Source organism: Streptomyces sp. 378 (assembly GCF_030124145.1).
Classification (GTDB): domain Bacteria; phylum Actinomycetota; class Actinomycetes; order Streptomycetales; family Streptomycetaceae; genus Streptomyces.
The window spans coordinates 38,879-65,383 of the sequence record NZ_JASKMS010000019.1 but is presented as its reverse complement, the minus strand read 5'-3'; the positions used below and the strand labels follow the sequence as shown (position 1 = coordinate 65,383).

Genomic DNA, 26,505 nt, shown 5'->3' with positions numbered 1-26,505 from the left:
CGATCAGCCCGCCTCAGCCATCGGAAAGGCGCCCGGAGCCACAGCGGTGGCCCGGTAGGCAATGCCGTGCCGCTGCTGACCGTTGAAGACGCTCTCCCACGGCCGAGCCACGAGCCCCGGCAGCGCGACCGGAGCCCCGAGCGTCAGCCCTTCAGAGACACCGCTCTCGGGAACGGTGACCTTGATCAGCGACGACTCTCCCTCCTCGATGTAGACCACGCCGATCGTCATCAGTGCCTCGCCACTCACGGCATCCTTGGCGATCTCACCGGTCTGCCGGTCGCGGACCTTCGGCGCCGGAGCTTCGGTGAGCAGGATCGTGGCGGTCGAGGCGTCAATGCGGATCACACGCACAGAGATTTCTCCTTCTGGGTCGATCAACTCGCCACCTGACAAGTTGACTTAGCAAGTTCAAAACTAGAGATGACAGGTTGACTTGTCAAGTGGAGTTCCGAGTGAACTCGCCTGGATCAGGCGTCAGTTCAAGCGGTAGGTGTCTTCGAGCTCATGCAGATCAGCAGGAAGCAGCACTTCAGAGACTTGCAGCGCCTGCCCGGAGACATCGCACGCAATGACCAAGACGCTGAGCACAGGCACACCGTTCGGCAGGCCGCCCAGAAGTTCAGCTTCGCCACTCTCCGCCAGTCGAGCCGAGATCCGCTCCGTCACATGGTCAAAGCGGACCTTCTGCCGGGCCTCCACGTGCTCGCGCACACTGCCGCTCAAGGCTTCCGCACTCGCCAACTCGGTGCCCTCGACCAGGCCGGCGGGAAAGTACGACGAGACCAACTCGACCGCTTCGCCGTCCTCCTCCACCAGAAAGCGACGCATAAGGACCTCGGCCCGCTTCGGGAGCCCGAGCGCAGAGGCGACCCGCTCCGGAACAGGGACTTCGCCGACCTCCACCAGGCGCCCCGGGGCCTGCGACTCGTCGCGCTCCAGGACCTCTAGCCCCCGCCGACCTCTCTGCTCCACAACCTCCGGACGCCCCCGGACGATCGTGCCGTACCCCTGCCGGGACTCCAGCCAGCCGTCGCGCTTCAGCAGCTCCAGCGCCCGTACGACGGTGGGACGGGACATCCCGAAGGCTTGCACCAACTGGTTTTCGCTGGGCACCCGGGTGCCGGGCGGGTACGTGCCGTCCTCGATGCGGCGCTGGATCGTCTGAGCTAGGCGCACATACTTCGGTGCCGCCACTTCATACGCCATGAACGCCGCCTGTCGGGATTGGCCAAGTCAACTGGTCAACCAGACTAGCGACAACTGGAGCGTCAGAACAGGATCGGAGTGAAGCCCTCGCTGGACGGCCACGCGCCGGCCACGTCGCAGGAGACCATCGTCCCACCGAAGCGGCTAGGCCCGGAGTGCCACGACTCGGCGATGGAGTCGACCAGGAGCAGGCCGCGACCGTGGGCGTCGTTGGCGTCTGGCCGCCGCATCTGAACGTTCGCAGGGAAGCCCGGGTTGTGCACCTCGATCCGAAGCGACGTCTCCACGCGAAACCACTCAACGCGCACCACCCAGGACTCATCCGCCCGCCCATAGAGAATGGCGTTGGTGACCAGCTCGGAAATCATCAGCGCGCAGTCGTCGATCGAGCAGGACGGGTTGTACGGGGCGAGGAACTTCCGGAACCAGTACCGAGCCCGAGGCACGGACTCCGCGACTGGGTGCAAAGTCATGGCACCGAGTCGCGGCCACTCCTCAGAAGGAAAGCGGTCGATCGTGTAGGCCATCCGCGCTCACTCCTTGCCGCTGCCGTCACAGTCGAGGCAGCGCCGTTTCGATGTGACACGGTGGCGATCGTTGGCCGTGGAGAGCGCCAGAGCCGTACGGGAGCCGACGCGCTTCCAACCGCGCCCACGACAACCCCGGCAAGCTAACCGCGCACCCTCGTCCGGCCGCTGACTCGTCACCCGTGACCCCTTCCAGCCCAAGTGGCCTTAGCCACTTCCTGGATAGTGGCATTAGCCACTTCGACTCCGCAACCCGTTCGCCGTAACTAGCGGGACCTCACCGCACCATCAGGTGAGCGGGTAGCCCTGCTCGAAAGCCCAGCGATGCGGCGGGTACGTGGCTTCGGCGAACTCCAACGGCCGGTCCTGGAGGTCGAAGACGACGTGGTGGACGATCAGGACGGCCGAGCCGGGCTCCAGTTGAAGGTCCACGGCTTCTTCCTCGGTGGCACCCCGCGCACACATGCGATCCTCCGCGTAACTGCCTTGCCGCCCCGTCATGTTCTCGACGTACATGAGCGTTCCCTCTTGGATGCGCTCCGGCTCAAGCAGCTTCGGCGCACGGTGGCCGACATCCGGAGCGAACCACGAGGTAGACAGCGTGATCGGCCCGTCCTGATTGTTGGTCACGCGCCGCCGATGCACAGCGCGACGATCCTTGACCAGGCCCAACCCCTCAGCAACGTGAGCCGGCGCCTCCATCCAACCGGTCGAGGTGATCACCGCGTACTCACCGGGCGTGTAGATCTTGCCGGTCTGCCGAGCCCGCCCGTACAACTCACGCGCTCGCCGGTTGACCTCCAGGCTCCGCACGTACGTACCCGACCCCTGACGCTTCTCGACGAGCCCCTGGTGGCTCAGCGCCTCCAACGACCGTGCAGCCGTGGGCCGGGACACCTTCCAGTCCGCCGCCAACTGCCGTTCAGACGGGACCTCGTCCCCCGGCCGCAGGTCACCCCGAAGAATCTGATCGCGGATGTAGTGCGCGATCTGGAGATACTTCGGCTGAGCCTCCTCGATCTGTGGCATCAGTCCTCCTCACCCAACGTGGGCTCCAGGTGAGTAGTCGGAAACCCCGCTACCGGCCTGAGGCCGATTCTCGATACAAGTGGCTATGGCCTCTAGCCACTATAGGGTGAGTGGTCAACCCCGTACCCCGTAGGCTGAACCGCATGAAGCGGTTGATCGTCGCAGCAGGAGGAGGGGGCGACGCAGTCGCCGCCGCAATGCTTCACGCCGCCCTCTACGGCGACGAGGACCAGGCGGTGATCCTCACGTACGCGTGGGACCGCCTTTTGATCGACCCAGTGCCGGGCCCCCGAAGCCCAGATAACTTCACTGGCCTCAAACCGCTCACCCCAGCTGTCCGGGCAGTGCCGGCCGAGGCCCGCCCGATCGCTCCGGCAGGCTCCACCCTCCCACGACTCGCGGCGGAGCTCCCGCACACGATCGCACTGATCGACCCGCGCCACGGAGTCGAGGGCATCACACACCAACTCGAAGAGCTGGTAGGACACTTGGCTCCGGAGTCGATCGACCTCCTGGACGTGGGCGGCGACATCCTCGCCCGAGGCGACGAGCCGACGCTGAAGAGCCCGCTTGCCGACGCCGTCACGCTCGCTGCGTGCTGCCAGGTGAACGCAACGATCCGTCTCCTGGTGACAGGACCCGGACTTGACGGTGAACTACCTCTCGACGAATTGCACAACATGCTTGGCCCGCTCGTCCACACCTTCACCGCGAAGGACGTTGAGCCGATCAGCTCGGTCTTGGAGTGGCACCCGTCCGAGGCAACCGGAATGCTGGCAGCGACAGCCCGAGGCGTACGCGGCACATGCGAGATGCGAGACGTCGGCCTCCCAGTCCCCCTCACCGACGAAGGCCCCACCGTCCATGAGGTTGACCTGGACGAGGCACTGAGCCGCAACCAGCTGGCCCGCGCCATCCTGACGACCGCCTCCCTGGACGAGGCAGAGGCACACAGCCGTGAGATCTGCGGCTACTCGGAAATCGACTACGAGCGCAACAAGGCCGCATGGCTCAAAGACCAGCCACCGGTGCAGCTCGCCCCTGAGGCCGTACTGTCCCAGCTCGACCAGTTCGAAGCCGGGGCCCGGAACCGCGGAGTTACCCACACAACGTTCCGCCGCATCACCGAGGCGTTGAACCTCAACGGTTCACTACGCGAGGACCTACGCCAACTGCTGATCAGCAGCCATCCGGAGCAGTACGAGGCGCCCTTGTGGCGCATCACATCCACTTCTGAGTAACAACCTTCTCTACGGGTTCAAGGCGGCTCGCTCCGCTCCCCGCGCGCGGCCCGGCCCCCGACCGGGCCTGCGCTCCTGTCTCCGCCCCGCTCCAGCCCGGCCGGCGCCCGTGCCGCGCTCACTAGAGCGATTCGCCACCTGGGGGCAGAGAAGGGGTACGTCGTGGCTGGGGCGGTCGGCTCCGCGGTACCGAGCCTTCACCCCCACACCGCCTACGCAGACGGCCTAACTCAACTCGACGTCACAGACTTGGCAACGTGGTTGAGGCCGGTGGGAGTGCAGCGAGACACACGCGCGCCTGATCGGTCGGCGTGCCCGCCGTCGTGGCTGGCTTTCGTCGGCTGAGGCACAGACGATCTCCTCGACGAAGCACCGGCAGAGGGGGCACCCTGCGGCCTTGACTCGGTCATTGAAACTCCAGCCCAAAGCCGCTCCACCGACCGCGAAGCGTAGGGCAATCGCTGACGGATAGACAGGAGTCATACAGGGCTTTTCAGCCTACCGGCCGCTAGGACCCGAACCATCCGAGGCAGTCACCAGATATTGCGTTGGGACCGCAGAGAGGCGCCCGGAGACCAACAGGTCATTGAGGCCGCGAAATATCAAGGGATAACCATCCTTTGCCAGCCTTTCGTACTCCTCCTTAAGGGGCGCCTTCAATGACACCCCACCCCAGAAATGCACTTCATAATCGGATCCACACCGGCGAGCCACTTCCAATTCGTTGGGACTAAGGAAGAAGCGCACCACCTTCTCGGCGCTAGCTTTTACCTCGATTCGACGCTTCGGCATAAAGTTTAGGTCTTCAATATCGTAACCCAATGACTCATCATCTCTCGCTACCCAACGCACCTTTCCGGGGTCATCAGCCTTGCTTCGGCAATACCGGTAGCTGAAAATTTCACCCCTGTTACCCATATCCTTTCGATGATCCACTTCAGGCACGGAGGGCGGCGGTAGCAACGACCAAACATCGCCGATCTCAGTAACCAATTCGGCGGACACTGTCAATTCATCTGCCAGCGAGACAGGTTGCCCGAAACGGCGCAGAACACCAATCAGTTGAGGTGCAACCTTGATCGCCACTTCTGCTGGGCAGACCAGAGACTGGTCGTCATTTATTGCGCTGACCTCTAGAAGTCGACTGGCCTGGGCGGCAAACACTCCAGACCGCACCAGCGCCAAGCCCAAGAATTTACCGCCCGTACGATGATCTTGAGTGGCTACTTTGCGGCCAGCCTTGGTCAAGCGAAGCCATGTCTCTTCAGTTTCTACAAGACCCGCTTGCATCAAGACGTCAAGAATTTGCGGCACGTCACCCATAGGACCCCCGCAACCACGCCAGAGGTATAGGTGAGCCTTCCGAACGTCCATCCCCGGGGGCGGATATCGTCGGATGCTTGAGAGCACTAGAGGCAGCCGATCAACTCGTACAGCGGTCAGCCAGCTACCCCAGTCGCGCGAACTCACTCGCCTCGCCCCAACAGGTAGCGCAACAACGACTCAAGATCAGCCTCGGTTCCCTCGGCATCCACCGCAGGCTCGTCCGAGAGATTAATCGGAAGTAGCTCGGCACCTTCCAGTAGCTGCTGCATTCGTCGGGCCTTAGATGCTAGAGAGTTCTCAACCAATGCATCGACCGTATCGCGCCCGTTCAAGCGAGCGTCAATGATGTGGACATTCACAGTAACATCGGGAGGCAATCCCAATCGATGAATCCGGTCAATGGACTGCAAGAACATAGCGCAGTCGTAGGTCCGGTCCAGGTAGATTGCATTGTGGCACGAACTGTGCAGTGAGATAGATTCAGAGCACGAGGCCGGATTCGTGATAAGAACTGCGGGGCCCTGCTCTCGCAGGAATCTCTCGATCACTGACTCACGGGTATCCGCATCTCCCGGCACCTCGGCTTCCAGACTGCTGCCAGCGTGCAGTGCATCCCGACCTGCTGGCACGCGCCCATCGACCTGGTAGCAGGGGATATTCAGGCTCTCACTCACGAGAATGCGAAAATGATCCAAGTTAGGAACGAAGTTACTCCAACAGACGACCTTTTCCCCTCGGTCGGCGATGGACTTAATCAAGTCAATAGCCGCGAGTGATTTCGCTGGCAGTTCACCAGATGATCCATAATCTGCAAGGCGCTCCATCAACGTTGGAGAGGAGTCATCCATCTGAGGGAGCCGAAAGTAGGAATCTTTAGAGGAAAACGTCAACGGGTTGGCCGCAGCCTGCAGGAGACGTATCGGACGCCCTCGGCGGAGGCTATCAATCTTGTCTTTCCACGTTGCAGCGTCCTTGATTCTCTGACGGAAGCGATTTTCAATCAGTTCGTAAATTTCGGCTTGCGTTCCCGTTAGCTCAGCCGAGTGATGATGAATTCGGTACGGCGGAAGCCCTAGGGCAACTTTCGGAGTCCTGGACACGAAAGGCATAACGTTGCGTACGACTTCGTCGAAATCGCTATCAATACGGGCCGCGAAGGCATCCCTGGTGCCAGTAAGCTGACCATCTGGCCACAAGATATTGAGTTGTGTGTAGAGATCCTTTCCGGACTGCGGCATAGGGGTACCCGAAAGCACCATGCGCACAGTGGCTCTCTTCGCTAGCTCAACTAGCGCTGGTGCCCAAACTCCACCCTTGAACCTCTTCACCCGGTGTGACTCGTCAACGATCAGCATGACGTTATGGCGCTTGAACAAGTCAAGCAGCGTCAGCTGATCTGCAGCCGCCGTTGGGTAGCTCAGCAGCAACAAGTCCCTAGGCTTTGTCTGCTGGTAGATGGCTTGCCGCTGACGCGCCGATCCTCGGACCCTTCGAGCCTTGATCAATGAGCCAACGGCGATCCGTGTTTCCTTCTCCCAAGGATCAAAGCATGCCAGGGGGCCGACGACTACGAGAAGGTCAATAGTTCCCGTTTGGAGATGGGTGACTGCCGTAGCGAGGGTGGTTGTCGTCTTGCCTGCGCCGGGAACTGAGAAATTACCGACGTTGATCGCGGTCAGGGCGTGTGCCACACCCACTCTCTGATGCTGCCGAAGCTTGCGATTACTTGACCAGCCGAAGCTCTGCATTGCCGAGTCGACACGCGAGAAGTCGTAGCCGGCGTCCCCTGCTTTCTGCTTCTGAGCCGCATCCCTTGTGCGCGCGAAACTGACTCGGCGCTCTAGCTCTGAACTGACCGTTGTCTTAACCTCGCCAGCGCCTTCAGCCTCGTAGCCATTGGCGAGTAGCCAGTCATAAATCTTTAGAACCAGCGCAGGGTTGCTCAGTCGCCGACGTGGGCACAGGTAGCCGCCATCGCGCACGGTGGCCCCGAGGATACTACGGAAAAACAGGCGAGCTCTACGATCACCAGCTAGTACGGCGCCGCGGACGAAGACAGCGTCGTCCACAAATTCTAGTGAGACTTTCTTTGACTCGGTCATGAATTATTCCGCCGACTCGACCAGATGCCTATTCGCATCAACCCACTCGACTATCCTCCCAAGACTCTTTCGAACTGCCGAGCTGTCGTCGCCTGTCGAGGCTGCGCTTAGCCGATCTCCATCGGTGAGTACCTCAAGACGATTCCAGACCTCTTGCAGGACCTGAGCGACGTCGTCCTGCTGAGATGCCGAAAAACCGTCGATAGCCAGGTCGATGGCGGTACTGACCTCAACCTTGGGATAATTAGCAACGTCAGGACCAGGTCCCTCGCCGTCAGTATCCGTTTCGTCGTCACTGACACCCACATCAAAGAGAGTGGACGGCTGTGGGTTTGAGAGAGTCGGCCCGGCTGTCGTGTCCCAGCTGGCTTCAGCCTCCGCCACCGTTGATGCCAACTTGTCGAACCGCGTTCTGTCCGACTTGAACATCGCGCGGATCATGCGGATATCCAGGTGCCCCTTACCAGAACGGACGGCAGCAAAGAGAGTCTGCAGGATTTCGGCGGCCTCCAGAGGATACTGCTCTTCGACCTGCATCATCATGCGGCCAATATCCCGGAAGCGTTCCAAGGTCTTCAGCAGTCGATGATACTGTCCAGGCTGTTCTGAGTCTTCGAGAAAAAGATCCATATACTTGACCGCGAACAAGTCACGAACAACTTCTCCCTTAGACTTCTCAACCATGCTCTGAAGTTGGCCGGCAACGGTTTCGATGTTCTCACGGTCATGCCATTGAATCTCCCGCATCTCCGCAGCCTCACGGAGAGCCAGGAGGTAGTCAATATCGTTGTACCGAACCTTGAAATTTTCCGTCAGCTGCTCGCGCTGCTCCATCTCCAGCAATGACGGCTCGTCGATCATGCTTTCGGGAAGGATGATCGCCTCGACCACATCAAAACTGGAGGAGCCAAACTCCGTCTGCAGCCTCTTGATCATAGAAAGGCGGCGATTGCCGTTGCGGACGGTCCCATCTGGCCTAATCCAGAGCGGAGATTCCTGCTTTCGCAGTACCCAGTCGTTTTTGAGGGCTTCATAGTTGCCGCTGGGCTTCCCAACTACCCTATCGCCCTCAACTCTGTGAGAGACGTCCAGAAGAAGGGAGGCGATGGACAGCTCGTCAACTGGATTATTCTCAGGGTCGAGTTCCCGCCCTAGATGCTCTTGCGCCCACATCTTCTCCGCTCGAAAGCGGCGGTTATCCGCATTCAATAGCAGCGCATCTACAGGTACCTCGTAGACCGCGAAATCCTTCCACCCGCCCTGCACCCAGATTCGGGCGCTGCGCTCAACAGGCTTCTTGCGTTCGTCAATGTAGTGGATGCGCTCTTTCGAGTTACGCATGATCCCCCCAGCGGCATTTCGGCGAACTTAAAAAACTTTTGCGAAACGCGGTTTCGCCATTTCTAGTGCGAACGTAAAGTTCCGAACGTCTGCATCATTCACATCTAGCGGCGCCATGTCGGAAACCCAACCCTTGGCTGTATCTTCAAGCTTATGCTTGACCGTATCCCTGTTGGGTCGGCAGACAACGATGACATCCCACTCACAATTTCCGGGATTGCTGTGGTGGCCCATGTGTCCATCACTTCGCACGGGCCAGAGCCTTGTCACCGCGAGCTGTGCAAAGTCCAAGGCCAATCCCACTGCCTCCCACGCATCGGGATTAGCCGAGTGGTAGGTGAAAGCAAAAGGATTGGAGCCCCGAGCTCGTTTAGCCATCTCACGCAAGGATGCACCTAGCTGCTCCCCGAAGGATTGGACGGGATTTTCTGCCTTCGGCAACAACGGTTCACCTGCGAGATCCAATTCCCCGAACCAAGCACGGTGGAACTCGGACAGCTCGTCGTAAGCAATGAAGTCGAAATAGGGAGGATCGAATACCGCGATGTCAATCATCTCTATGGCTTCCGGAGCTGAGGTCGAGGCGGCATTCTTGAGGCCTACCCAGGAAGACCCATGGTTACGTGAGAAATTGAAAAGATTCGGCACGGGCCTACGCGTCTGAGTGTCCCACGCATGTCGCCGAACTTTCGCGGCGTCCGACTTTGCGACACGCTCAATGCAAGCTGCAAGAGTGCCGCGTCCACCAGTCTCATGGAGCGGGTTCAGCTCCACTGTCAGTGCGGGAAGGGAGTACCCACGCACGGAGAAAAGAGCTGACAGTCGCCCGTAGTCTGTCGCGTACCCGCACAATTTATTATTCGTTGATAGCGAATTTGACACCGCCAGTTCCAATGCGGCGCGAAAATCCTCCTCCGGGACATTTTCTTCTATCCACTTTAGGGCGTGCCCCAAAACCAAAAGCTGTCGGTGCGTGAAAAGGTTTTCGTATGCCTTGATGCCATAGCTTCGAGGCCGCTCGTCAGAGCGAATAGCCCTAATCTCCCCCTTAGGATGCGGCAGGGAATCACGTTGGGATGCCCACTCCCTTGCTGCTTTTAGCTGAACGGACTCATCGAGACCACTCTGCATTCGTAGGTTTCGACGGCCATTAGCTTTCGTTTCCTCGACGGCCACGATACGCCGCTTTGCCATGCCCGTCTTAAGATCGCGGTGCGTGGAAGCCACCCCGCATGATGGGCAGTGATACGCGCCAGCGCGGTATGTTCCTTCGGCAATCTTGAACCGTTTATCGCAGCACCGCAACACCTTGCGATCAGGAGAGTTAAGGTAGTGCAGCTTCCAGCAGAGCGGGCAAAAGACAGTAAGCGCATGATCACGGACTACCGCGCCAACCTTCTTTGGATCGCGCACCAAGATTAGGTTCCGATAGAGCGGACCAGCTTCCATGCAAGCAGGGCACTGCACTTCAGCAATTGAGAAGTAATGTAGGGGCGCTGCTGCTGACTCCGAGGGATAAAGCCACGAGAGATTCGCTTGCAGGTGAGCCAAGAGCAGCTTGCCGTAATCACGCAACTTCTTACCGTCGACCGGCGCGAGTTCGGCCTTTACAATGCGGACAGACATAGGGTCTACGTCTGATCCCATGACCGATGCACCAAGCCGCTGCGCTTCCACCAGTGTGGATCCGCCCCCCATGAAGGGGTCATATACAGTCTTACCTAGAAGGTGAGGCTCTTCCGATGCGTATCGTTCCCAGAACTGTTCTTCGCTTACACCGGAGGGCAGGGCGGTTGCGAGGAGGAGGGCGCGAAGCAACGCCGGCGGTCGGCGCGCCCACCATCGATGACCAGCATATGCCGAATCGCGGACTCGTCGGTCCTTAGCGATCACTTGCGAAAGCGCGCGTGCAGGGAACCACGACTCAATTAGGGATGCTCCCGTTTCGGGAACGCTCGAAAGATCTGTAAGGTATTCTGCGAACCTCAGTTGGGTTCCTGCTGCGACATCGAGAGTCATTGTTCCCCATTTTAGAGTGTTACCTGACGGGACCTCCAGATGCCGTCACGGTCCGAGCCGCACAGCGCTCTCGCGCGGTAGGATACCTGGTCGGAGATCACCTTCGCAGGCATACCCCTACTGGTAAGGCCACGTGCAAGCCACGATTGGTCAGCTCCCTGTGACCAGCACGTCGGCGGCGTGCTCTGTGGTGGGGCCACCATGCTTGACAGCTGCAACGCCTACAGCGATCGTGACTCGCCGGAGCGTGGACCAGTTGTGGACAGGCGCTGCCTGTGCCCCCAAACGCAGGCCGGTGACCAGGGCGAACACCGCATGCAGAACCGGCCTCCGGAGCCGTGTGCGCAGGTTTCGAATCCTGCCCGGGGCACTCCCGATCAAGGCGCTGAACTGCAGAGGTGCAGATCAGCGCCTTTCTTTTGCATGCCAGAACCGCAACGGCCAACCTGGTCGTCATCACCCGACGCCCTGGGCATGCTGGCCAGAGGCTTCACAACACCGAACCGGTGAATTCCCATTTGTCCGGCACTTGACGTATCGGGTCATGAGGACCTCACCGCTGTTGCCGGCGCGTTCGGCGACCGCGGTGGGATCCACTCCGGCATTCAGCCAGGTAGGCAGGGCCGAGTGGCGGAGGTCGTACGGGCGGGCCGCGAGCGGTGAGTCCGCCACATCGGACGGGAGGGCAAGGGCACGGGCTTCATGCCAGACCCCGTAGTAGGTGTTGGAGCTTACGATGCCCGCCGTGCTCGTTGAAGAACAGCCGTCCGTCCTCGGCAGTGCCGAAGGTCTGGATGCTCTCCGCCACAGCATCACCAGCTCGGGCGGCAGCGCACCGGTCGGGTCCCGCCCGGCTGGCGGCTCTCAGACCGCCGCTCGTCATGGAGACGTCCGGTGTCGGTCCACTTGCCCGCCAGGGGCCGAGTGACGTGCAGGATCGCCCAGCCCCGACCCTCCGTAAGCAGAACGCAGTCCGGCAGGGACACTGCGACCACCTCCGCAGGTCGGCGTAGTACATGCCAGCGAGCAAGCCGACCAACCGCCGTCCGCGGGCACGCCGGTAGCCACCGACGTAGGAGAGAGCGCACAACAGGGAGCGCGCCTGGGTGGGGTTGGCGACTACCCGTGGATCGGCCTGCTTTACGGTCTTGGCGATCCGCCCGTTGATGGCGGCCATCGGGTCGGTGCGGAGTCCGCCCCGCTCGATCGCTTACCGTGCTGCTTCACGAGGGACATGCGCTTGTGCCTCTGGGTCTCGGCGGCTGCGATCGTGCCGTCCTGTTTCAGCTACGGGGCTTGCATCACCGCCCGCATGACGACCGGGTAGGTCGGCCAAGGGGCGTGACGTCCACTCCGCCCAGCGCGGAGCAAGACGCACGCCGGCGGGCGCCATACGCAGCTCCGGCCGGAGCACGACGAACGCCCAGTCCCGCAGCCCTGGCCGCAGCAACTCGTCATTGGGGCGGCCTCGTACGTTCCGGAGCATCGCCTGAGTGATCGCGCACAGTGCGTCGTTGATCTCGTTGCGGGTTTTCGCCGCGACCTGCGGCCACTGCTCAGCGCCACCGCCCTCGCCGCCCCCGCCCCGGTCACGATCCTGACCTCCGCCCCGGAGGACCTCACCGCCCTCTGCGGTGGACGCGCCACCGTCATCAAGATTTGACCGGCACCCAGTGGGTTACCGACGAGGATTCGACGGTGTAGCGACGCTCGTGAGATCTATGACGGGACAGGCTGCGTCAGCCCGTACACGGTTCGCTCATGCGCATCCACGTTGCACTCGGCGCTGAGCGAGTGCGTCGGGGCGGTCGCGGCGGACGTCGAACCGGACGGGCCAGGCCGTGCCGTCCGGATCACCGAGTGGACCGGAGGGACCCAAGCGGCGCGTCCCCTCCTGCACGAGGGGACGCGCCGCGGCGGTCGCTCAGGCGCAGAAGTTCCGGCCGTTGAAGTCCCAGAACGCGCCCTTGGTCGCCGGTCCGGCTTTCCCGTCGACGGCCAGGTTGTAGTCGTCGCCGGTGTACTGGTCGATCCAGTTCAGGAAGCGCTGCAGCGCCGTGATCGTGTTGGGTCCGACGACTCCGTCGATGGAATCGTTGTAGAAGTCGAGGTCCCTGAACAGCCTCTGTGCCGCCTTCCAGCTGTTGGTACCCAGCTGCCCGTCGATCGTGCCGGGGTTGTATTCCGGGCCCACGTTGCGCAGGTAGCACTGCCAGTGCTTGGCCCGGGTGGTGTTCAGCCCCAGGTTGACCACCGCGAGCGTTGTGACCTCGCCGCTCACCGCCTGCCGCTGTACCGGCGCGGGAGCCGCCATGGCCGTGCCCGCGGTGGCCAGGCCGCCGGCGGCGATCCCGACCGCGGCGGTGACACTGACGAGTGCCTTCGTGAGAGCTCGCATGCTGTTCCCCTCGGTTGACGTGTGATGGGCGGGGCCGACCACGTGGGCCGGCTCCGCAACGAGACTGCGGGTTCGGCGTGACCGTCGGCCACAGCTGGCGCAGAAGTGACCTCATCCCGGGACGTCCCACCCGCTGACCTGCTGAGATGTCGCCCGCCGAGCCCATGCGACGGGACTGTGACGAGAGGGGACGCTGATTCTGCGCCAGAGCGGAGTCGCGCCGGGGCGAGGCCCGCACTGCGATTCCCGTCACGGCTGATGCAGAATGAGACCGGGACACGGGCCGGGCCCGAGGTCCGTGACGCGAGTGGGGGGAAAGCGTGTCGCGCTGGAAGGAACTGCCCGCGGAACTGCACCCACACGTCCACCAGTTGATCGTGCGACTGCGCAGGCTGAAGGACCACAGCGAACTGAGCGCGCGTCAACTGGCCGACCGGACCGGGTACAGCGCGAAGTCGTGGCAGCGATATCTGAACGGCAGGTCTCTGCCGCCCCGGGAGGCCGTCGAGGCGATGGCCCGCGTCGGCGGTGACGATCCGCACAGGCTGCTGGTGATGCACGAGGTCGCCGCCCAACGCTGGGCGGAGGGACGGGTGGTCACCCCCGACGCCCCCGAGGACTTCTCCGCGACACCGGCACACACCCCCACGGAGCGGCAGCCGTACGGGCGTCACCTGCGCGCCGCGGTCATGGCGGGAGCCGTGGTCACGGTGCTGTCCGTCTCCGCGGCGCTCCTGCTGGCCGTGCGGCTCACCGAGGCCCGTGCCCAGCTCGCGCGTGACCGCGGCGATGCTGTCGCGGCGGCCCCGGCCACCGTGTCGGAGTCCCTGGTGCCGGTCATCTACACCTGCCGGCTGGAACAGCGTGACGGCCGCTGGTACGCGGGCCTGAGCCGGACCACGGACATCCCCCTGTCCAACACCCATGTGGGGCTCGAAGTGGCCGAGGCCCAGTGCCTGCTGCGCCGGGCGGGCACTGCGCCAGGGGAGATCGACGGCGTCTTCGGCCCGAAGACGCGGCGAGCGGTCGAGCGCATGCAGAAGCGGAGCGGGCTGGTCGTGGACGGGGTCATCGGCCCGCGCACCTGGCGGGCCCTACGGGAAGCGGCGTCCGAGTGACCACGGAACTCCCCCGGCTGGCCGCGGCGTTGCGGGAGCTGCGGGCCGGTGCGGGGCTGAGCCTGGCGGCGCTGGCGGAGCGAACGGCGTACAGCAAGTCCTCGTGGGAGCGTTACCTCAACGGCAAGAGCCTGCCTCCTCGCCAGGCCGTACGGGAACTGTGCCGGCTCGCGAACGAACCGGACGGGCGGCTGCTGGCCCTGTGGGAGATCGCCGAGTCACACTGGAGCGGACGCGCGGTGGCTCCCGCGCCCGCCCCCGCGCCTCCCGCGGACGAGTCGCCACGACCGCAGCCCGAGGAGTCGCCACCGCCCTCCGCGGCCGGGCTGCTGCGCGGCCGCAGGAGCAGGCTCCTGGTGGTGCTGGCGTCGGCGTACACCGTGATCGTCGGTGGTGTCGCGGGCCTGTTGTTCATCCTGCTGCCGGACTCGGAGGCTCAGGAGGACGAAGCGCTGCCGGCCTCCGTCCCGTTCTCCCTCGCTCCCCAATGCCGCGGAGCCGCCTGCGAGGGCCGGGACCCGATGCGCCTGATCTGCGGCGTCGGCCCAGACACCCTCGCCTCGTACCGAACGGCCACCGGCGCCCACGTCGAGCTGCGTTACAGCAAGAAGTGCGGCGCGAGCTGGGCCCGGACCTGGGGGACCGAGATCAGCGACCGGGTGGACGTCACGGCAGGCGGCCCGACCCACGGCGTGCGCATCAGGAACAAGGAGGACGCGGCAACCTTCATCTATACCGAGATGACCGAAGTGCGTGTCGGCAGCATCGTCCGGGCCTGCTTCCGGCCGGCGTCGGCCGACGGCGAACGCGAGTGCTTCGAGGCCCGCGTGGGCGGGGCCGCCGCCACGACCCGGCCGTCCTCACCTCAGTAGCGTCAGGCCCTCGCGAGCAGCTTCCACACTGCCTTTCCAACCTGCTTCGGCAGCTTGCCCGTTGGCCTGACGCTACCGAGGTGAAGCCCCTGGTCGACGGGTTTTCGAGCAAGGGAACCGTGTCCACCAGAGGTTTCGCGTGATGGTCTGCCCGTTCGGCGTCGATGTCTCCAGCTCTGCCCTTCGCTTCCTGGCCGCCCGTCTGCGGCAGCATCACCGTGCTCTCGGCACCCGGGGAGGGTGACGCCCGCAGGGGAACAGGACGGCACTTTCGCCCCATACGCACCATTGTTCTACCGTGGAAGAGAACGATGCTGCTCATCCCCTCACCGATCATCGAGGTGACGGTCATGACGGAGACCACTCAGCGCAAGAACGAATCTCAGGACGGAGCGGCTGCTCCCGGCGCCCGGGGAAGCACGTCCATCGCGGATCCTGTCGTCGCGAAGATCGCGGGCATGGCGGCCCGGGAGATTCCCGAGGTGCACCACCTCGGTGGCGGCATGTCCAAGGCCTTCGGGGCTGTACGTCAGCGGGTGCCGGGCGGGGGCGGGGGCGGTGGGGTCACCCAGGGGGTCAAGGTGGAGGTCGGGGAGCGTCAGGCCGCCGTTGATCTCGACCTGGTCGTCGAGTACGGCGCGGCCATCACCGACACCGCCGCCGACGTCCGGACCAACGTCATCAACGCGGTGGAGCGGATGACCGGCCTCGATGTCGTGGAGGTCAACATCGCCGTCGGCGACGTGCATCTGCCGGATGACGAGGAGGAGGACGAGAACGGGCAGGAGGGCCGGCGGGTGGCCTGAGCGCCGGAGGGCCGGCGGGTGGCCGGAGGGCCGGCGGGTGGCCGGAGGGCCGGAGGGCCGGCGGGTGGCCGGAGGGCCGGAGGGCCGGCGGGCGCCGGAAGGCCGGAGGGCCGGCGGGCGCCGGAAGGCCGGAGGGCCGGCGGGCGCCGGAAGGCCGGAGGGCCGGCGGGCGCCGGAAGGCCGGAGGGCCGGCGGGCGCCGGAAGGCCGGAGGGCCGGCGGGCGCCGGAAGGCCGGAGGGCCGGCGGGCGCCGGAAGGCCAGAGAGGCCGGAAGGCGCCGGAAGGCCGGGGTCAGTAGACCTCCGGGGGCTCCCCGGGAGCGCACGGCACGCGGGCGTGTTCACCGTGGCCGCAGTGGATGATTCGTTCGTCGAGGCCGATGCGGTCGGCCTCGGCCAGGAACGCGGACAGGGGTGAGCGCATCACCGTGTAGTCCCCGTAGTGGACGGGCAGCACCAGCCGGGGGGGCGAGGCGGCGGGCCAGTTCGGCGCCCTGGCGGCCGTCCATGGTCACGACGAAGCCGCCGGGCAGGCGGGTGCCGCCGAGGTGGAGCACGGCGAGATCGGCGGACGGGAAACGTTCGGTGATCTCGCCGAGGCCGTCGTACAGGAACGTGTCGCCCGACAGGTAGAGCCGCATGCGGGGCGGCCCCCCGGTGGGGCCGAACTCCAGCATGCTTCCCATCACCGGCGGCAGCATCCTGCGCAGTAGGGCGTGGCCTGCGTGCCGGCCCGGCAGGGCGGTGATCGTGACCTGGGCGCCGTCACGCCGGAGGGTGAGCGCCTTCCAGGTGCGCAGTCCCGCCGTGCGGTGGAACCCGTGCACCACCCTCAGGCGGCGGGCCGCGTGCGGTGTGGTCAGGATCGGCACGGTGTGGTCCAGGTGCCGGCGTGCACGACGGTCCCAGTGGTCGCCGTGCAGGTGCGACAGCACGATTCCGTCGAGGCGTGGCAGCTCGTGGACATCGAGGGCCGGTTCGGTCAGACGGCGGCTCAGCAGGCCGTGGGACCGCCGCCGCGAGGGCCAGCCGAGGTAGGCGTACTGCCCGCGGTGCAGGAAGTTCGGGTCGGTGAGCAGGGTGAGCGGGCCGTACGACAGCAGCACCGTCGCGTTGCCGATGAAGTGGACGTCGATCGCGTCGTCGGTGTGGTGGTCCGGGCGCTGCGGCATGGTGCCTCTCCGGTCTCTCCCTCTGGTCCCCCCTCCGGTCTCCCCTCCGGTCTCCCCCTGCGGTCTCGCCCTGCGGTGGAGTGCGCCTCTCCCTCCGAGGCGGAGTATCCGTGGAGCGAGAGGGTCAGGCCGAGCGTTTGCGGGACGCCGACTTCTTCGCCGTCGTCTTCTTCGCGGTGTTCTTCGACGTCGTCTTCTTGGCCGTCCCCTGGCCCGACTTGGCCGTCGACTTCTTCGCCGCCGTGGTCTTCTTGGCCGCCGTCTTCTTCGCGGTGGACGTCGACTTCTTGCCGCCGCTCTCCTTGGGGGCCGCGCGGGCCGTCTTGCGCTGCGGGAGCGACTTGACCTCCGCGTGCTCGCCCTCCTCGCCCCGGGACTCGCGGGCCGCGCGGACGCTGCTCTCCAGGGCCGCCATCAGGTCCAGGACCTTGCCGCCCGTGGCCGGTTCGGGGGACTGAGGCGGGGCCTCGCCGGCGGCCTTGGCGGCGATGACCTCCTCCACGGCCTCGCGGTACTCGTCGTGCAGGTCCTCCAGGTCGACTTCGCCGAGGGTGTCCATCAGCGCGTCCGCCAGGTCGAGTTCCTGGTCCCGGATGGTGACGTTGGTGTCGGGGGCCAGGCCCTCGGGGGCGCGGACCTCGTCCGGCCAGAGCAGGCCGTGCATGGCGATGGCCTCGCCGACGACCCTGAGCATGCCCAGGCGTTCCCTGCCGCGCAGGGCGAACTTGGCGATCGCCACCTTGTTGCTGCGCTTCAGCGCCTCGCGCAGCAGGGTGTACGGCTTCGCCGCCGGGGTGCCGCCGGCTTGGAGGTAGTACGCGGCGTCCATCTGGAGCGGGTCGATCCGGTCGGCCGGGACGAAGGCGACGATCTCGATCGTCTTGGCCGTCGGGAGGGGGAGGCTGGACAGGTCTTCCTCGGTGATCGGGATGATCGTGCCGTCCGCGTCCTCGTAGCCCTTGCCGATCTCCCCCTGGGTGACCTCGCGGTCCTCCAGTTCGCAGAATTTGCGGTAGCGGATGCGACCGCCGTCCTCGGTGTGGATCTGGCGGAAGGAGATCGAGTGGCTCTCGGTCGCGTTGACCAGCTTGATCGGAATGCTGACCAGGCCGAACGAGATGGCGCCGTTCCAAATGGATCTCACGTGCAGCACCCTTCCGGTCACGCTCGGGAGTGTTCGTCACGGTTTGCGTGGGATTCTTATCGTATGGCGCCCATCACGGAGGTGGAGGGGCGACGGCTCCCTCTCAGCAATCTGGAGAAGGTGCTTTATCCCGCCACCGGCTTCACCAAGGGCGAGGTGCTGCACTACTACGCGACCGTCGCCGAGGTCCTGCTGCCCCATCTGCGTGATCGGGCGGTGTCCTTCCTGCGGTACCCGGACGGGCAGGACGGGCAGGTGTTCTTCACCAAGAACGTGCCGCCGGGTACGCCCCAGTGGGTCACCACCGCCGAGGTGCCTCGGGTGGAGGGGCCCTCGCGGATGGTCCTGGTGCAGGATCTGCCGAGCCTGATGTGGTCGGCGAACCTCGTCACCGAGTTCCACACCCACCAGTGGCTCGTCGATACGCCGAACGAGGCCGACCGGATCGTCTTCGACCTTGATCCGGGGGCGCCGGCGAGCATCGTGCAGTGCTGCGAGGTGGCGCTCTGGCTGCGGGAACGGCTCGCGCGGGACGGCATCGAGACCTACGCCAAGACCTCCGGCTCGAAGGGGCTGCACCTGCTCGCCGCCGTGCGCGGGTCGTCCTCCGAGCGGGTGTCCGAGTACGCCAAGGCACTCGCGGTCGAGGCCGAGAAGGCCATGCCCCGGCTCGCGCTCCACCGGATGACCAGGAGTCTGCGGCCCGGGAAGGTCTTCGTCGACTGGAGCCAGAACGCCGCCCGCAAGACGACGGCGACCCCCTACACCCTCCGGGCCCGCGCCGAACCGACCGTCTCGGCGCCGGTGACCTGGGCGGAGATCGAGGAGTGCCACGCGCCGGGACGGCTGGACTTCCATGCCGGGGACATCGCCCCGCGGGTCCAGGACTACGGCGACCTGCTCGCTCCGCTGCTGGACGCGGACGCGGCCGGGACCCTGCCGTAGCGGCACAGGCGGTGGGGCGAGGCGCGGCGTCAGCCGGAGGCCCGGAGGCCTTGGGGCGAGGGAGTTGCGACCCGCACGGGGCGGCGCCGTGCATCGCCCCGGTATGGAGGGCGCCTGCGTCACTACGCGGTCGGGCCGCCCGCGTCCCTCTGTTCCCTCACACCCGTGCCCACGTGTTCCGGTCCCGGGCCATGGCGTGCAGGGCCTCCACATCCGCCGGTTTCAGGATCCCGCCCCGGTGGGCCAGTGCCTCCACCTCCGTGGCCGTCAGGACCTGGACCGCTCGCGGGGCGGTCGGGACGGACACCCCCGCCGGGTCCACCAGGACGAGTACCGGGCGGACCTCCGCCGTCAGGGCGTGGGAGGCGCGGTCGGCGTCGGTGCGCAGGCGGCGGAGCAGCGGGTCGGGATCGCGGCGGGCCACCGTGATCACGGGGTCGGTGATCCGGACGCGCTGCTTGCGGGCGTAGAGGGTGTGGACGGCGTAGAGGCCGCCGGGGCCGATCAGCAGGTGGTGGATGCGGTCACCTCCGGGGAGCGGCACGGAGTGCAGGGCGTGCCAGCCCGCGCCGTCGAGGCCGTCCAGGGCGTCGCCGACCGTCTGCTCGGCCGCCAGGGCCCTGCGGCGCGGGTCGGGGCGCAGCCGGTGGCTCGGGCCGGGGTCGCGGTCGAGGGCGACGAGGAGGGCCTCGCCGGGGCGGTTGGGGGCCAGGTCGTCGTCGGGGTGGAGGGTGAGGCGGGCCAGTTCGGCGGGGGTCGGCACGGGGGGCGGTCCCACCGTCACCTGGCCGGTGAGGAAGGGCCTGAGCGCCCGCAGGACGTCGTCCTCGTGGTCCTCGCCCAGCAGGTTCACCCGGGCCGCCTCGCGGTCGTACCAGGCGATGTTCCTGCCGTCCGGGAGGCAGACGTAGAGCCGCTCCCGGCCGTGCCGCCAGGTCGGTATGACGCGCAGTCCGTTCATGCACCATCACCCCAGTCCATGGGAACAGGCGGGGTGCTGCGGGGGCAAGAACCCAGTTACCTTTGAGAGGAGTTGGGCCTGCCCGCGGACCCTCGGGCGGTGATGGTGGGGAGGCGCCTTTGCGTACCCGCAGTAAAGCCGACGTACCCGCTCCGGAGAGCCCCTGGAGCGAGGTCGTCCCAGGGCTCTGGATGGGCGGTCACGAGTTCACGGGGGCCTTGGGGCAGCTGGAGTTCGCCGTCGTGCGCGACGAGTTCGATCTCGTGCAGACGCTGCTGCGGCTGCCGGGGCACGGGCCGGATCCGGGTGTGCGGCACCATGTGTGGCCCATCCCCGACGGGCCGCTGGACGGGACGCAGCTCGCCGGTGTGATCCGGCTGGCCGAGGCCGCGTGTGAGGCGCTGGACGAGGGCCACAGGGTCCTCGTCCGCTGCTACCACGGGTACAACCGCTCCGGCCTCGTCGTCGCGCACGCGCTGATGCGCCAGGGCAGCTCCGCCGAGGCGTCGATCCGGCTGATCCGGGCCCGCCGGTCGCCCTGGGCGCTGCACAACGACCTGTTCGTCGCGTACCTGCGGGCCGGGCTGGCCACGGCCCGGCTGCTGGAGGAGCTGACCGAGTAGAACGGACCACACGAGCTCACCGAGCAGACCGGGACCGCACGAGCTCACCGAGCAGCTCGCGCCACACAGCCGCGCGGCTGCGGCTCCGGCAGCGGCAGCGGCTCCGGCTGCGGCTCCGGCTGCCGCGAACGGCCGCCCTCCCGCGCAAATGGGACTTCCCCGCGAATAAGGTGTACGCGGCCGACGGTCGCGTCCGTCGTGTGTCCGCCGCGTCATCCCCACGAACCGCCAGGAGTGCAGTGCCCCTCACCCGCCCCGGACGGGCCGCCCGTCGCCTCTCCGTCGTCGCCCTCGTGCTGGCCACCGCCGTGGGCTGCGGGGACGCCGGCGGTCTGGAGGGCGCGGGGTCGGCCCCGACGGCGCGGGGGCCTGCCAGGCTCTGGCCGGAGCTGACCCCGGCGTCCAGCCCGGCCTTCGAGATCGGCGAGGTGAACACGGAGGTGGTCGAGGGGGTGAAGGTCCCCGGCGACGACATCCGCCGGGTCGACCCGGTCGCGATCGTCCGGGCCGAGATCGCCGGGAACCCGGGCGACTACGACGGCGACAAGGCGCCCTACCGCGCCACGAGGCGCCGGATGGCCGACTGTGCGAAGGGCCCGGGGCACGGGAAGTGCCCGGTGCTCAGGCCGTACTACCGGGACCTGACCGGCGACGGGCGCGACGACCTGACGCTGGGTTTCCCCTTGCTGCCGGGCAGCACGACCGCCGTGCGCGTCTACACCGTCGAGAGGCACCGGCTGGTGCAGGTGATGGCGTGGGAGGACGCCCTCAGCGGTGTCGAGCTGGCCGGGCGTTCCCTGGTCATCCGCTCGCCGTCCGAGGTGGCGGGGTACGAGTACCGCCTGCAGTGGACCTGGGACCGGGACCAGCGGGCCATGCTGCTGACCCACGACGAGATGCTGCGCACCGGTCCGCGCAAGCACTCGCCGCGCCCTCCGGCCCCCACCGTCTCCCCCTCGGCGAGTGGCGGATGAGGCCCCTGCTCCCCCCGTGGTCCGGGACGCTCGCCGCGAAAGCCGCCGCCTTCATCACGGTGATGTGCTGCGCTCTCGCGGCGCTGCTCGGCGTCCTGGTCCATGTGCAGGTGACGAACCAGACGGTCGGCCAGGCCCGTGACCAGGCATTGCAGCGGCTGACGCAGGCGACGGAGCGGTACGAGGCCGGGGACACGCTCCGGCGGGGTGCCGGGGTGGATCCGCCGGGACTGCCCGGTGAGCTGCGGGAGCTGGCGGTGGCGGGGGACCGCGGCACGATGGTCGCCGAGCGCGCGGGGCGCCCCGCGATGTGGGCGGCGGCTCCCGTGGACGGCGGCCGGGCGCTGGCCGTGGCGGTCGACTACTCCCAGCAGGCCCGCACGATCGACGGCCTCGACCGGGCGATCGTGTGGTCGTCGGGCCTGGCGATCGGGGTGACCTTGCTGGTCGGGGCGTTCGCGGTGACGCGGGTGACGCGGCGGCTGCACACCACGGCGCTGGTGGCCCGGCGGATCAGCGCGGGCGACCTGGACGCCCGGGTGAACGACCCCCGCTCGGGCCACCGCACGAAGTCCGGTCCGCCGGACGAGGTGGCCGCGGTCGCCGCCGCGCTGGACTCCATGGCGGCCTCGCTCCAGGGCAAGCTGCTCGCCGAGCAGCGGTTCACGGCGGATGTCGCGCATGAGCTGCGCACGCCGCTGACCGGCCTGCACGCGGCGGCCGAACTGCTGCCGCCGAGCCGTCCGACGGAGCTGGTCCGGGACCGGGTGGCGGCGCTGCGCACCCTCACCGAGGACCTGCTGGAGATCTCGCGGCTGGACACCGGGCGGGAGCGGGTGGAGCTGGACACCGAGCAGGTGGGGCCGCTGGCCGAGCGTGCGGTGCGGGCGGCGGGGAACGGCACGGAGGTCAGGGTCGTACGGGACGTGGCGGTGGAGACGGACCGGCGGCGGCTGGAGCGGGTGCTGGGCAATCTCGTCGCGAACGCCCACAAGCACGGGCGGGGGCCGGTGGTGGTGACCGTGGACGGGCCGGTGGTGACCGTTCGGGACCACGGGGACGGGTTTCCGGAATACCTCGTCGCGCACGGGCCGCAGCGGTTCCGCACGGAGGGCGGCACGCGGGGGCACGGGCTGGGGCTGACCATCGCGTCGGGGCAGGCCGAGGTGCTGGGGGCGCGGCTGGAGTTCGCGAACGCGCCGGAGGGCGGGGCGGTGGCCACCCTGCGACTGGCGGCGGAGTGAGGGTTCGGGGCACGTCCTCCTATGGCCCAGCGTGAGGGGCGGGGTTTGCCGGGCGCTCCTAATGTGGCGATTGGTCAGCTTCGGCCTTTCCGCCCCCACATGGAGGTATCTCCCATGTCCCTGCGTTTCCGCATCTGCATAGCCGCTGCCGCCGGACTCCTCGCCGCCGCGGCCGCCGTCACGCCCGCCGCCGCGTACGACGACTGGGACCCGAGCGGCGGCAACGGCAACAGCCACCACGACCCCAGCGGCGGGAACGGGCAGCACGACCCGAGCCTTCACCAGGGGGTCGTCACGGCGGACACCCTGGCGCTGCGCAGCGCCCCGAACCGCGGTTCGCAGATCATCCGCTACGCCCACCGGGGCGACGTCGTCAGGATCTACTGCAAGACGGGCGGCGAGACCGTCCAGGGCAATCCGCTCTGGTACCTCCTGACGGACGGCACCTGGGCCTGGGGCGCGGCCCGATACATCGACACCATCGGCCCCGCCCCCCGTCGGTGCTGACGCTCCGTCACCCAAAGGCAGATAAGACGCCCTGTTTGGGTAGGTTTCGGATATGAGCAAGGCCGGAATCACCGTGGCGACGGCGGACCCGCCCGCACCCGCCGTCCGCCCCCTCCCCCGGCGCCGGGGCGTCGAACTCGCCCTCATCGTGCTGGCCGTCCTGCTGTCGGTGTACGGCTACTGCGCCGTCGGCCTGGCCCGGTACGGAGCGCTTCCGCCCGGTGCCGCCGGTTACGGCGCCGGGCTCGGCGTGCTGGCGCTGCTGGCCCATCTGGCGGTACGCCTGCGGGCCCCGTACGCCGACCCGCTGCTCCTGCCGATCGGGGTGCTGCTCAACGGGCTCGGCCTGGTGCTGATCTACCGGCTCGACCTGGAGACCCCCGGTGACCGGGCGGCACCGGCCCAGCTGGTGTGGTCGACCCTGGGCGTGGCGCTGTTCATCCTGGTCGTCCTGCTGCTGCGTGACCACCGGGTCCTCCAGCGCTACACGTACGTCTGTGTGGTCACGGCCCTGGTGCTGCTCACCCTGCCGATCCTCTTCCCGGCGGTGAACGGGGCCCGCATCTGGATCCGGATCGCGGGGTTCTCCATCCAGCCGGGCGAGTTCGCGAAGGTGCTGCTGGCGGTGTTCTTCGCCGCGTACCTGGCGGCGAACCGCAACGCCCTCGCCTACACCGGCCGCCGCGTCTGGAAGCTCCAGCTGCCGACCGGCCGCGTGCTCGGCCCGATCGTCGCCGTCTGGCTGGTGAGCGTGGGCGTGCTCATCCTGGAGCGCGACCTCGGCACCTCGCTGCTCTTCTTCGGCCTCTTCGTGGTCCTCCTCTACGTCGCGACCGGACGGACCGGGTGGATCGCGGTCGGCCTACTGCTGGCCGCGCTGGGCGCGGTCGCCGTCGGCCGGCTGGAGCCGCACGTGCACAGCAGGATCGAGACCTGGCTGCACCCCTTCGCCTCCATCGAGGCGGGCGAGGGCGCGAACCAGCTCGCCCAGTCGCTGTTCGCCTTCGCGGAGGGCGGCATGCTCGGCACCGGCCTCGGACTCGGCCACTCGTTCCTCATCGGCTTCGCCGTGAAGTCGGACTTCATCCTGGCCACCGCGGGCGAGGAACTCGGCCTGGCCGGTCTCTGCGCCGTCTTCCTCCTCTACGCCCTGCTGGTGGAGCGCGGCTTCCGGGCGGGTCTCGACCAGCGCGAGCCCTTCGGCCGGCTGCTCGCGGTGGGCCTCGCCTCACTGGTGGCGCTCCAGGTCTTCGTGATCGCGGGAGGCGTGACCGGATTGATCCCGCTGACCGGCATGGCGATGCCGTTCCTGGCCCAGGGCGGGTCGTCGGTGGTCACCAACTGGGCGATCGTGGCGCTGCTGGTGCGGGTGAGCGACTCGGCCCGGCGCAGTCACGACGGGCGGGGCGTCCGGTGACGCGGCACATCCGGCACGCCGGATACTTCTGCCTCCTGCTGCTGGTGGCGCTGCTGCTGAACGCGGCCCGTGTCCAGGTCGTCCAGGCCCCCGCGTACGACCGCAACCCGGCCAACCGGCGTCCCGACATCACGCGCTACGAGCTGCCCCGCGGGGACATCCTGGTCGGCGGCCGGCCCGTCACCGGGTCCAGGGACACCCGCGAGCACCTCCGCTACGAACGGACCTACGCCGACGGGCCCCTGTACGCCCCCGTCACCGGCTTCGCCTCGCAGCTGTACGGGACGACTCTGCTGGAGAGGACCGAGGACGGCGTGCTGTCCGGCGCGGACCCGATGCTCGCGCCGTTCCCGCTGTGGAACGACTTCACGCGCGCCCGCAACGCCGGCGGGGACGTCGTCACGACGCTCCACCCGGCCGCACAGCGGGCGGCGTACCAGAGGCTCGCCGGCCGCAAGGGCGCCGTGGCGGCGCTGGAGCCGTCGACCGGCCGGATCCTCGCCCTGGTGTCCGCCCCGTCCTACGACCCGCAGCCGCTGGCCGGCAACGGCTCCGCTGCGGCCGAGGCCTGGACGCGGCTCAACGCCGACAAGGGCCGGCCGATGCTCAACCGGGCGGTGCGGCAGACGTATCCGCCGGGCTCGACCTTCAAGGTCGTCACGGCCGCCGCCGCGCTGGACGCCGGTGTGGTCACCGACCTCGAAGCGCCGACCGACTCCCCCGACCCCTACCGGCTGCCCGGGACGCGCACGCGCCTGACGAACGCGTCGAAGGGCTGCGCGGACGCCTCCGTGCGGGAGGCCTTCGCCTTCTCCTGCAACACGGTGTTCGCCAAGCTCGGTGTGAAGGTGGGGGTCACGGACATGACGGCCACGGCGCACGCCTTCGGCTTCAACAACGGGCAGTTGAGGATTCCCTTCCCGGTGGCCCGGTCCACCTTCGACACCACCCTCGACAAGGCCCAGCTGGCCCTGTCGTCGATCGGCCAGTACAACACCCGCGCCACACCGCTGCAGATGGCGATGGTCGCGGCGGCCGTGGCGAACGGCGGCCAGGTACGGGACCCCTATCTGGTGGAGCGCACGATCCGGCCGGGCGGCGGCACCCTCGCGACGGCCGGCTCACGGGCGATCCGCCAGGCGATGTACCCGTCCACCGCGGTCCGGCTGCGGGCGATGATGCGGGACGTGGTCGAGAACGGTACCGGGCGCAACGCGGCGATCCGCGGTGCCAAGGTCGGCGGCAAGACCGGCACCGCCCAGCACGGCCTCGGCAACTCCGGTACTCCGTACGCCTGGTTCATCTCCTGGGCGCAGGGCGACCGGGACCTGGCGCCGCGGGTGGCGGTCGCGGTCGTCGTGGAGGACGCCGAGGCGGACCGCGGGGAGATCAGCGGGGGCGGCGACGCGGCACCGATCGCGCGGGCGGTGATGGAGGCGGTGCTGAAATCCCCTGAGCCGTCCACCGGTTGGCGGCCGACCGGTGGATGAGACGGGGGTGGCGGGAGGAGGATCTCCCGACCTACCGTTCG

Annotated in this window: 22 protein-coding genes, 1 tRNA gene and 4 pseudogenes; 14 read left to right on the top strand and 13 right to left on the bottom strand. The window is 67.0% G+C overall.

Features of this window, described 5'->3' with window-relative positions; genetic code table 11:
- Positions 1-3 precede the first annotated feature (3 nt).
- From QNO09_RS24440 to QNO09_RS24425, 4 genes are all read right to left on the bottom strand, one after another.
- A complete protein-coding gene (locus tag QNO09_RS24440; RefSeq protein ID WP_283972388.1) occupies positions 4-354 on the bottom strand; it encodes an SCO3933 family regulatory protein in 351 nt (116 codons plus the stop codon).
- A gap of 123 nt (positions 355-477) precedes the next feature.
- A complete protein-coding gene (locus QNO09_RS24435; RefSeq protein ID WP_283972387.1) occupies positions 478-1,209 on the bottom strand; it encodes a GntR family transcriptional regulator in 732 nt (243 codons plus the stop codon).
- A 62-nt stretch (positions 1,210-1,271) separates the two neighbouring features.
- Positions 1,272-1,736: an ATP-binding protein gene (locus tag QNO09_RS24430; protein ID WP_261679809.1), complete on the bottom strand. Its 465-nt coding sequence runs from the start codon at positions 1,734-1,736 to the stop codon at positions 1,272-1,274.
- 288 nt (positions 1,737-2,024) lie between these two features.
- A complete protein-coding gene (locus QNO09_RS24425) occupies positions 2,025-2,765 on the bottom strand; it encodes a GntR family transcriptional regulator (RefSeq protein WP_283972386.1) in 741 nt (246 codons plus the stop codon).
- Between the two features lie 143 nt (positions 2,766-2,908).
- Between QNO09_RS24425 and QNO09_RS24420 the strand changes: the two genes are divergently transcribed.
- Positions 2,909-4,006 (top strand): DUF1152 domain-containing protein, encoded by a 1,098-nt coding sequence (locus QNO09_RS24420; protein ID WP_283972385.1) that lies wholly within the window; start codon positions 2,909-2,911, stop codon positions 4,004-4,006.
- A gap of 498 nt (positions 4,007-4,504) precedes the next feature.
- Here the strand turns inward: QNO09_RS24420 and QNO09_RS24415 are convergent, their stop codons facing one another.
- The 5 genes and pseudogenes from QNO09_RS24415 to QNO09_RS40030 form a co-directional block, all read right to left on the bottom strand.
- Positions 4,505-5,329, bottom strand: a complete 825-nt coding sequence (locus tag QNO09_RS24415; RefSeq protein ID WP_283972384.1) for a protein NO VEIN domain-containing protein — start codon at positions 5,327-5,329, stop codon at positions 4,505-4,507.
- 143 nt (positions 5,330-5,472) lie between these two features.
- On the bottom strand, positions 5,473-7,434 hold the full coding sequence (locus QNO09_RS24410; protein WP_283972383.1) for an SNF2-related protein: 1,962 nt from the start codon (positions 7,432-7,434) through the stop codon (positions 5,473-5,475).
- A gap of 3 nt (positions 7,435-7,437) precedes the next feature.
- Positions 7,438-8,775 (bottom strand): hypothetical protein, encoded by a 1,338-nt coding sequence (locus QNO09_RS24405; RefSeq protein ID WP_283972382.1) that lies wholly within the window; start codon positions 8,773-8,775, stop codon positions 7,438-7,440.
- A gap of 27 nt (positions 8,776-8,802) precedes the next feature.
- Entirely contained in the window at positions 8,803-10,473 is a 1,671-nt protein-coding gene (locus tag QNO09_RS24400) for a hypothetical protein (protein WP_283972381.1), read from the bottom strand.
- Between the two features lie 90 nt (positions 10,474-10,563).
- Positions 10,564-10,794: pseudogene (locus QNO09_RS40030) on the bottom strand (DUF1156 domain-containing protein); the annotation flags it as partial.
- 291 nt (positions 10,795-11,085) lie between these two features.
- On the opposite strand from QNO09_RS40030, the gene QNO09_RS24395 reads away from it, so the two are divergent.
- Positions 11,086-11,164: transfer RNA gene (locus QNO09_RS24395), tRNA-OTHER, on the top strand.
- A gap of 1,185 nt (positions 11,165-12,349) precedes the next feature.
- Positions 12,350-12,457: pseudogene (locus QNO09_RS24390) on the top strand (DNA-binding protein); the annotation flags it as partial.
- A gap of 261 nt (positions 12,458-12,718) precedes the next feature.
- Here the strand turns inward: QNO09_RS24390 and QNO09_RS24385 are convergent.
- A complete protein-coding gene (locus QNO09_RS24385) occupies positions 12,719-13,192 on the bottom strand; it encodes a peptidoglycan-binding domain-containing protein (RefSeq protein ID WP_283972380.1) in 474 nt (157 codons plus the stop codon).
- Between the two features lie 320 nt (positions 13,193-13,512).
- Between QNO09_RS24385 and QNO09_RS24380 the strand changes: the two genes are divergently transcribed.
- The 4 genes and pseudogenes from QNO09_RS24380 to QNO09_RS24365 all read left to right on the top strand — a co-directional run bounded on the left by QNO09_RS24380 (position 13,513) and on the right by QNO09_RS24365 (position 15,988).
- Entirely contained in the window at positions 13,513-14,310 is a 798-nt protein-coding gene (locus QNO09_RS24380; protein ID WP_283972379.1) for a peptidoglycan-binding protein, read from the top strand.
- The gene (locus QNO09_RS24375) at positions 14,307-15,182 is read left to right on the top strand and encodes a helix-turn-helix domain-containing protein (RefSeq protein WP_283972378.1); all 876 of its coding nucleotides are present in this window, start codon (positions 14,307-14,309) and stop codon (positions 15,180-15,182) included. The genes QNO09_RS24380 and QNO09_RS24375 overlap by 4 nt, the downstream gene beginning before the upstream one ends.
- A gap of 139 nt (positions 15,183-15,321) precedes the next feature.
- Positions 15,322-15,417: pseudogene (locus QNO09_RS24370) on the top strand (IS5/IS1182 family transposase); the annotation flags it as partial.
- 115 nt (positions 15,418-15,532) lie between these two features.
- Positions 15,533-15,988 (top strand): Asp23/Gls24 family envelope stress response protein, encoded by a 456-nt coding sequence (locus QNO09_RS24365; protein ID WP_283972377.1) that lies wholly within the window; start codon positions 15,533-15,535, stop codon positions 15,986-15,988.
- Between the two features lie 291 nt (positions 15,989-16,279).
- On the opposite strand, the pseudogene QNO09_RS24360 reads toward QNO09_RS24365, so the two are convergent.
- Positions 16,280-17,159, bottom strand: a pseudogene (locus QNO09_RS24360) (MBL fold metallo-hydrolase).
- Positions 17,160-17,283: 124 nt separating this feature from the next.
- Positions 17,284-18,303: a non-homologous end joining protein Ku gene (gene ku / locus QNO09_RS24355; protein WP_502962340.1), complete on the bottom strand. Its 1,020-nt coding sequence runs from the start codon at positions 18,301-18,303 to the stop codon at positions 17,284-17,286.
- Between the two features lie 63 nt (positions 18,304-18,366).
- Between ku and ligD the strand changes: the two genes are divergently transcribed.
- On the top strand, positions 18,367-19,248 hold the full coding sequence (gene ligD / locus QNO09_RS24350; protein ID WP_283972376.1) for a non-homologous end-joining DNA ligase: 882 nt from the start codon (positions 18,367-18,369) through the stop codon (positions 19,246-19,248).
- A gap of 157 nt (positions 19,249-19,405) precedes the next feature.
- Here the strand turns inward: ligD and QNO09_RS24345 are convergent, their stop codons facing one another.
- Positions 19,406-20,209, bottom strand: a complete 804-nt coding sequence (locus QNO09_RS24345) for a nuclease-related domain-containing protein (RefSeq protein WP_283972375.1) — start codon at positions 20,207-20,209, stop codon at positions 19,406-19,408.
- A 119-nt stretch (positions 20,210-20,328) separates the two neighbouring features.
- Between QNO09_RS24345 and QNO09_RS24340 the strand changes: the two genes are divergently transcribed.
- The 6 genes from QNO09_RS24340 (at position 20,329) to QNO09_RS24315 (ending at position 26,464) form a co-directional block, all read left to right on the top strand.
- Positions 20,329-20,832, top strand: a complete 504-nt coding sequence (locus QNO09_RS24340) for a protein-tyrosine phosphatase family protein (protein WP_283972374.1) — start codon at positions 20,329-20,331, stop codon at positions 20,830-20,832.
- Between the two features lie 239 nt (positions 20,833-21,071).
- Positions 21,072-21,806 (top strand): hypothetical protein, encoded by a 735-nt coding sequence (locus QNO09_RS24335; protein WP_283972373.1) that lies wholly within the window; start codon positions 21,072-21,074, stop codon positions 21,804-21,806.
- Positions 21,803-23,050 (top strand): ATP-binding protein, encoded by a 1,248-nt coding sequence (locus QNO09_RS24330; RefSeq protein WP_283972372.1) that lies wholly within the window; start codon positions 21,803-21,805, stop codon positions 23,048-23,050. The genes QNO09_RS24335 and QNO09_RS24330 overlap by 4 nt, the downstream gene beginning before the upstream one ends.
- Before the next feature lie 114 nt (positions 23,051-23,164).
- Positions 23,165-23,557, top strand: coding sequence for an SH3 domain-containing protein (locus QNO09_RS24325; RefSeq protein ID WP_283972371.1), 393 nt, complete (start codon positions 23,165-23,167; stop codon positions 23,555-23,557).
- 52 nt (positions 23,558-23,609) lie between these two features.
- On the top strand, positions 23,610-24,974 hold the full coding sequence (locus QNO09_RS24320; protein ID WP_283972370.1) for an FtsW/RodA/SpoVE family cell cycle protein: 1,365 nt from the start codon (positions 23,610-23,612) through the stop codon (positions 24,972-24,974).
- Positions 24,971-26,464 carry a penicillin-binding transpeptidase domain-containing protein gene (locus QNO09_RS24315; RefSeq protein WP_283972369.1) on the top strand — a complete coding sequence of 498 codons (1,494 nt, stop codon included), beginning with the start codon at positions 24,971-24,973 and terminating at the stop codon, positions 26,462-26,464. The genes QNO09_RS24320 and QNO09_RS24315 overlap by 4 nt, the downstream gene beginning before the upstream one ends.
- Positions 26,465-26,505: the final 41 nt, after the last annotated feature.

Excerpts from the sequence above, each read along its gene's own strand:
- QNO09_RS24435 (WP_283972387.1), bottom strand. The coding sequence starts at position 1,209 with ATGGCGTATGAAGTGGCGGCACCGAAGTATGTGCGCCTAGCTCAGACG.
- QNO09_RS24430 (WP_261679809.1), bottom strand. The coding sequence starts at position 1,736 with ATGGCCTACACGATCGACCGCTTTCCTTCTGAGGAGTGGCCGCGACTC.
- QNO09_RS24425 (WP_283972386.1), bottom strand. The coding sequence starts at position 2,765 with ATGCCACAGATCGAGGAGGCTCAGCCGAAGTATCTCCAGATCGCGCAC.
- QNO09_RS24420 (WP_283972385.1), top strand. The coding sequence starts at position 2,909 with ATGAAGCGGTTGATCGTCGCAGCAGGAGGAGGGGGCGACGCAGTCGCC.
- QNO09_RS24415 (WP_283972384.1), bottom strand. The coding sequence starts at position 5,329 with ATGGGTGACGTGCCGCAAATTCTTGACGTCTTGATGCAAGCGGGTCTT.
- QNO09_RS24410 (WP_283972383.1), bottom strand. The coding sequence starts at position 7,434 with ATGACCGAGTCAAAGAAAGTCTCACTAGAATTTGTGGACGACGCTGTC.
- QNO09_RS24405 (WP_283972382.1), bottom strand. The coding sequence starts at position 8,775 with ATGCGTAACTCGAAAGAGCGCATCCACTACATTGACGAACGCAAGAAG.
- QNO09_RS24400 (WP_283972381.1), bottom strand. The coding sequence starts at position 10,473 with ATGGGGGGCGGATCCACACTGGTGGAAGCGCAGCGGCTTGGTGCATCG.
- QNO09_RS24385 (WP_283972380.1), bottom strand. The coding sequence starts at position 13,192 with ATGCGAGCTCTCACGAAGGCACTCGTCAGTGTCACCGCCGCGGTCGGG.
- QNO09_RS24365 (WP_283972377.1), top strand. The coding sequence starts at position 15,533 with ATGACGGAGACCACTCAGCGCAAGAACGAATCTCAGGACGGAGCGGCT.
- ligD (WP_283972376.1), top strand. The coding sequence starts at position 18,367 with ATGGCGCCCATCACGGAGGTGGAGGGGCGACGGCTCCCTCTCAGCAAT.
- QNO09_RS24345 (WP_283972375.1), bottom strand. The coding sequence starts at position 20,209 with ATGAACGGACTGCGCGTCATACCGACCTGGCGGCACGGCCGGGAGCGG.
- QNO09_RS24330 (WP_283972372.1), top strand. The coding sequence starts at position 21,803 with ATGAGGCCCCTGCTCCCCCCGTGGTCCGGGACGCTCGCCGCGAAAGCC.
- QNO09_RS24325 (WP_283972371.1), top strand. The coding sequence starts at position 23,165 with ATGTCCCTGCGTTTCCGCATCTGCATAGCCGCTGCCGCCGGACTCCTC.
- QNO09_RS24320 (WP_283972370.1), top strand. The coding sequence starts at position 23,610 with ATGAGCAAGGCCGGAATCACCGTGGCGACGGCGGACCCGCCCGCACCC.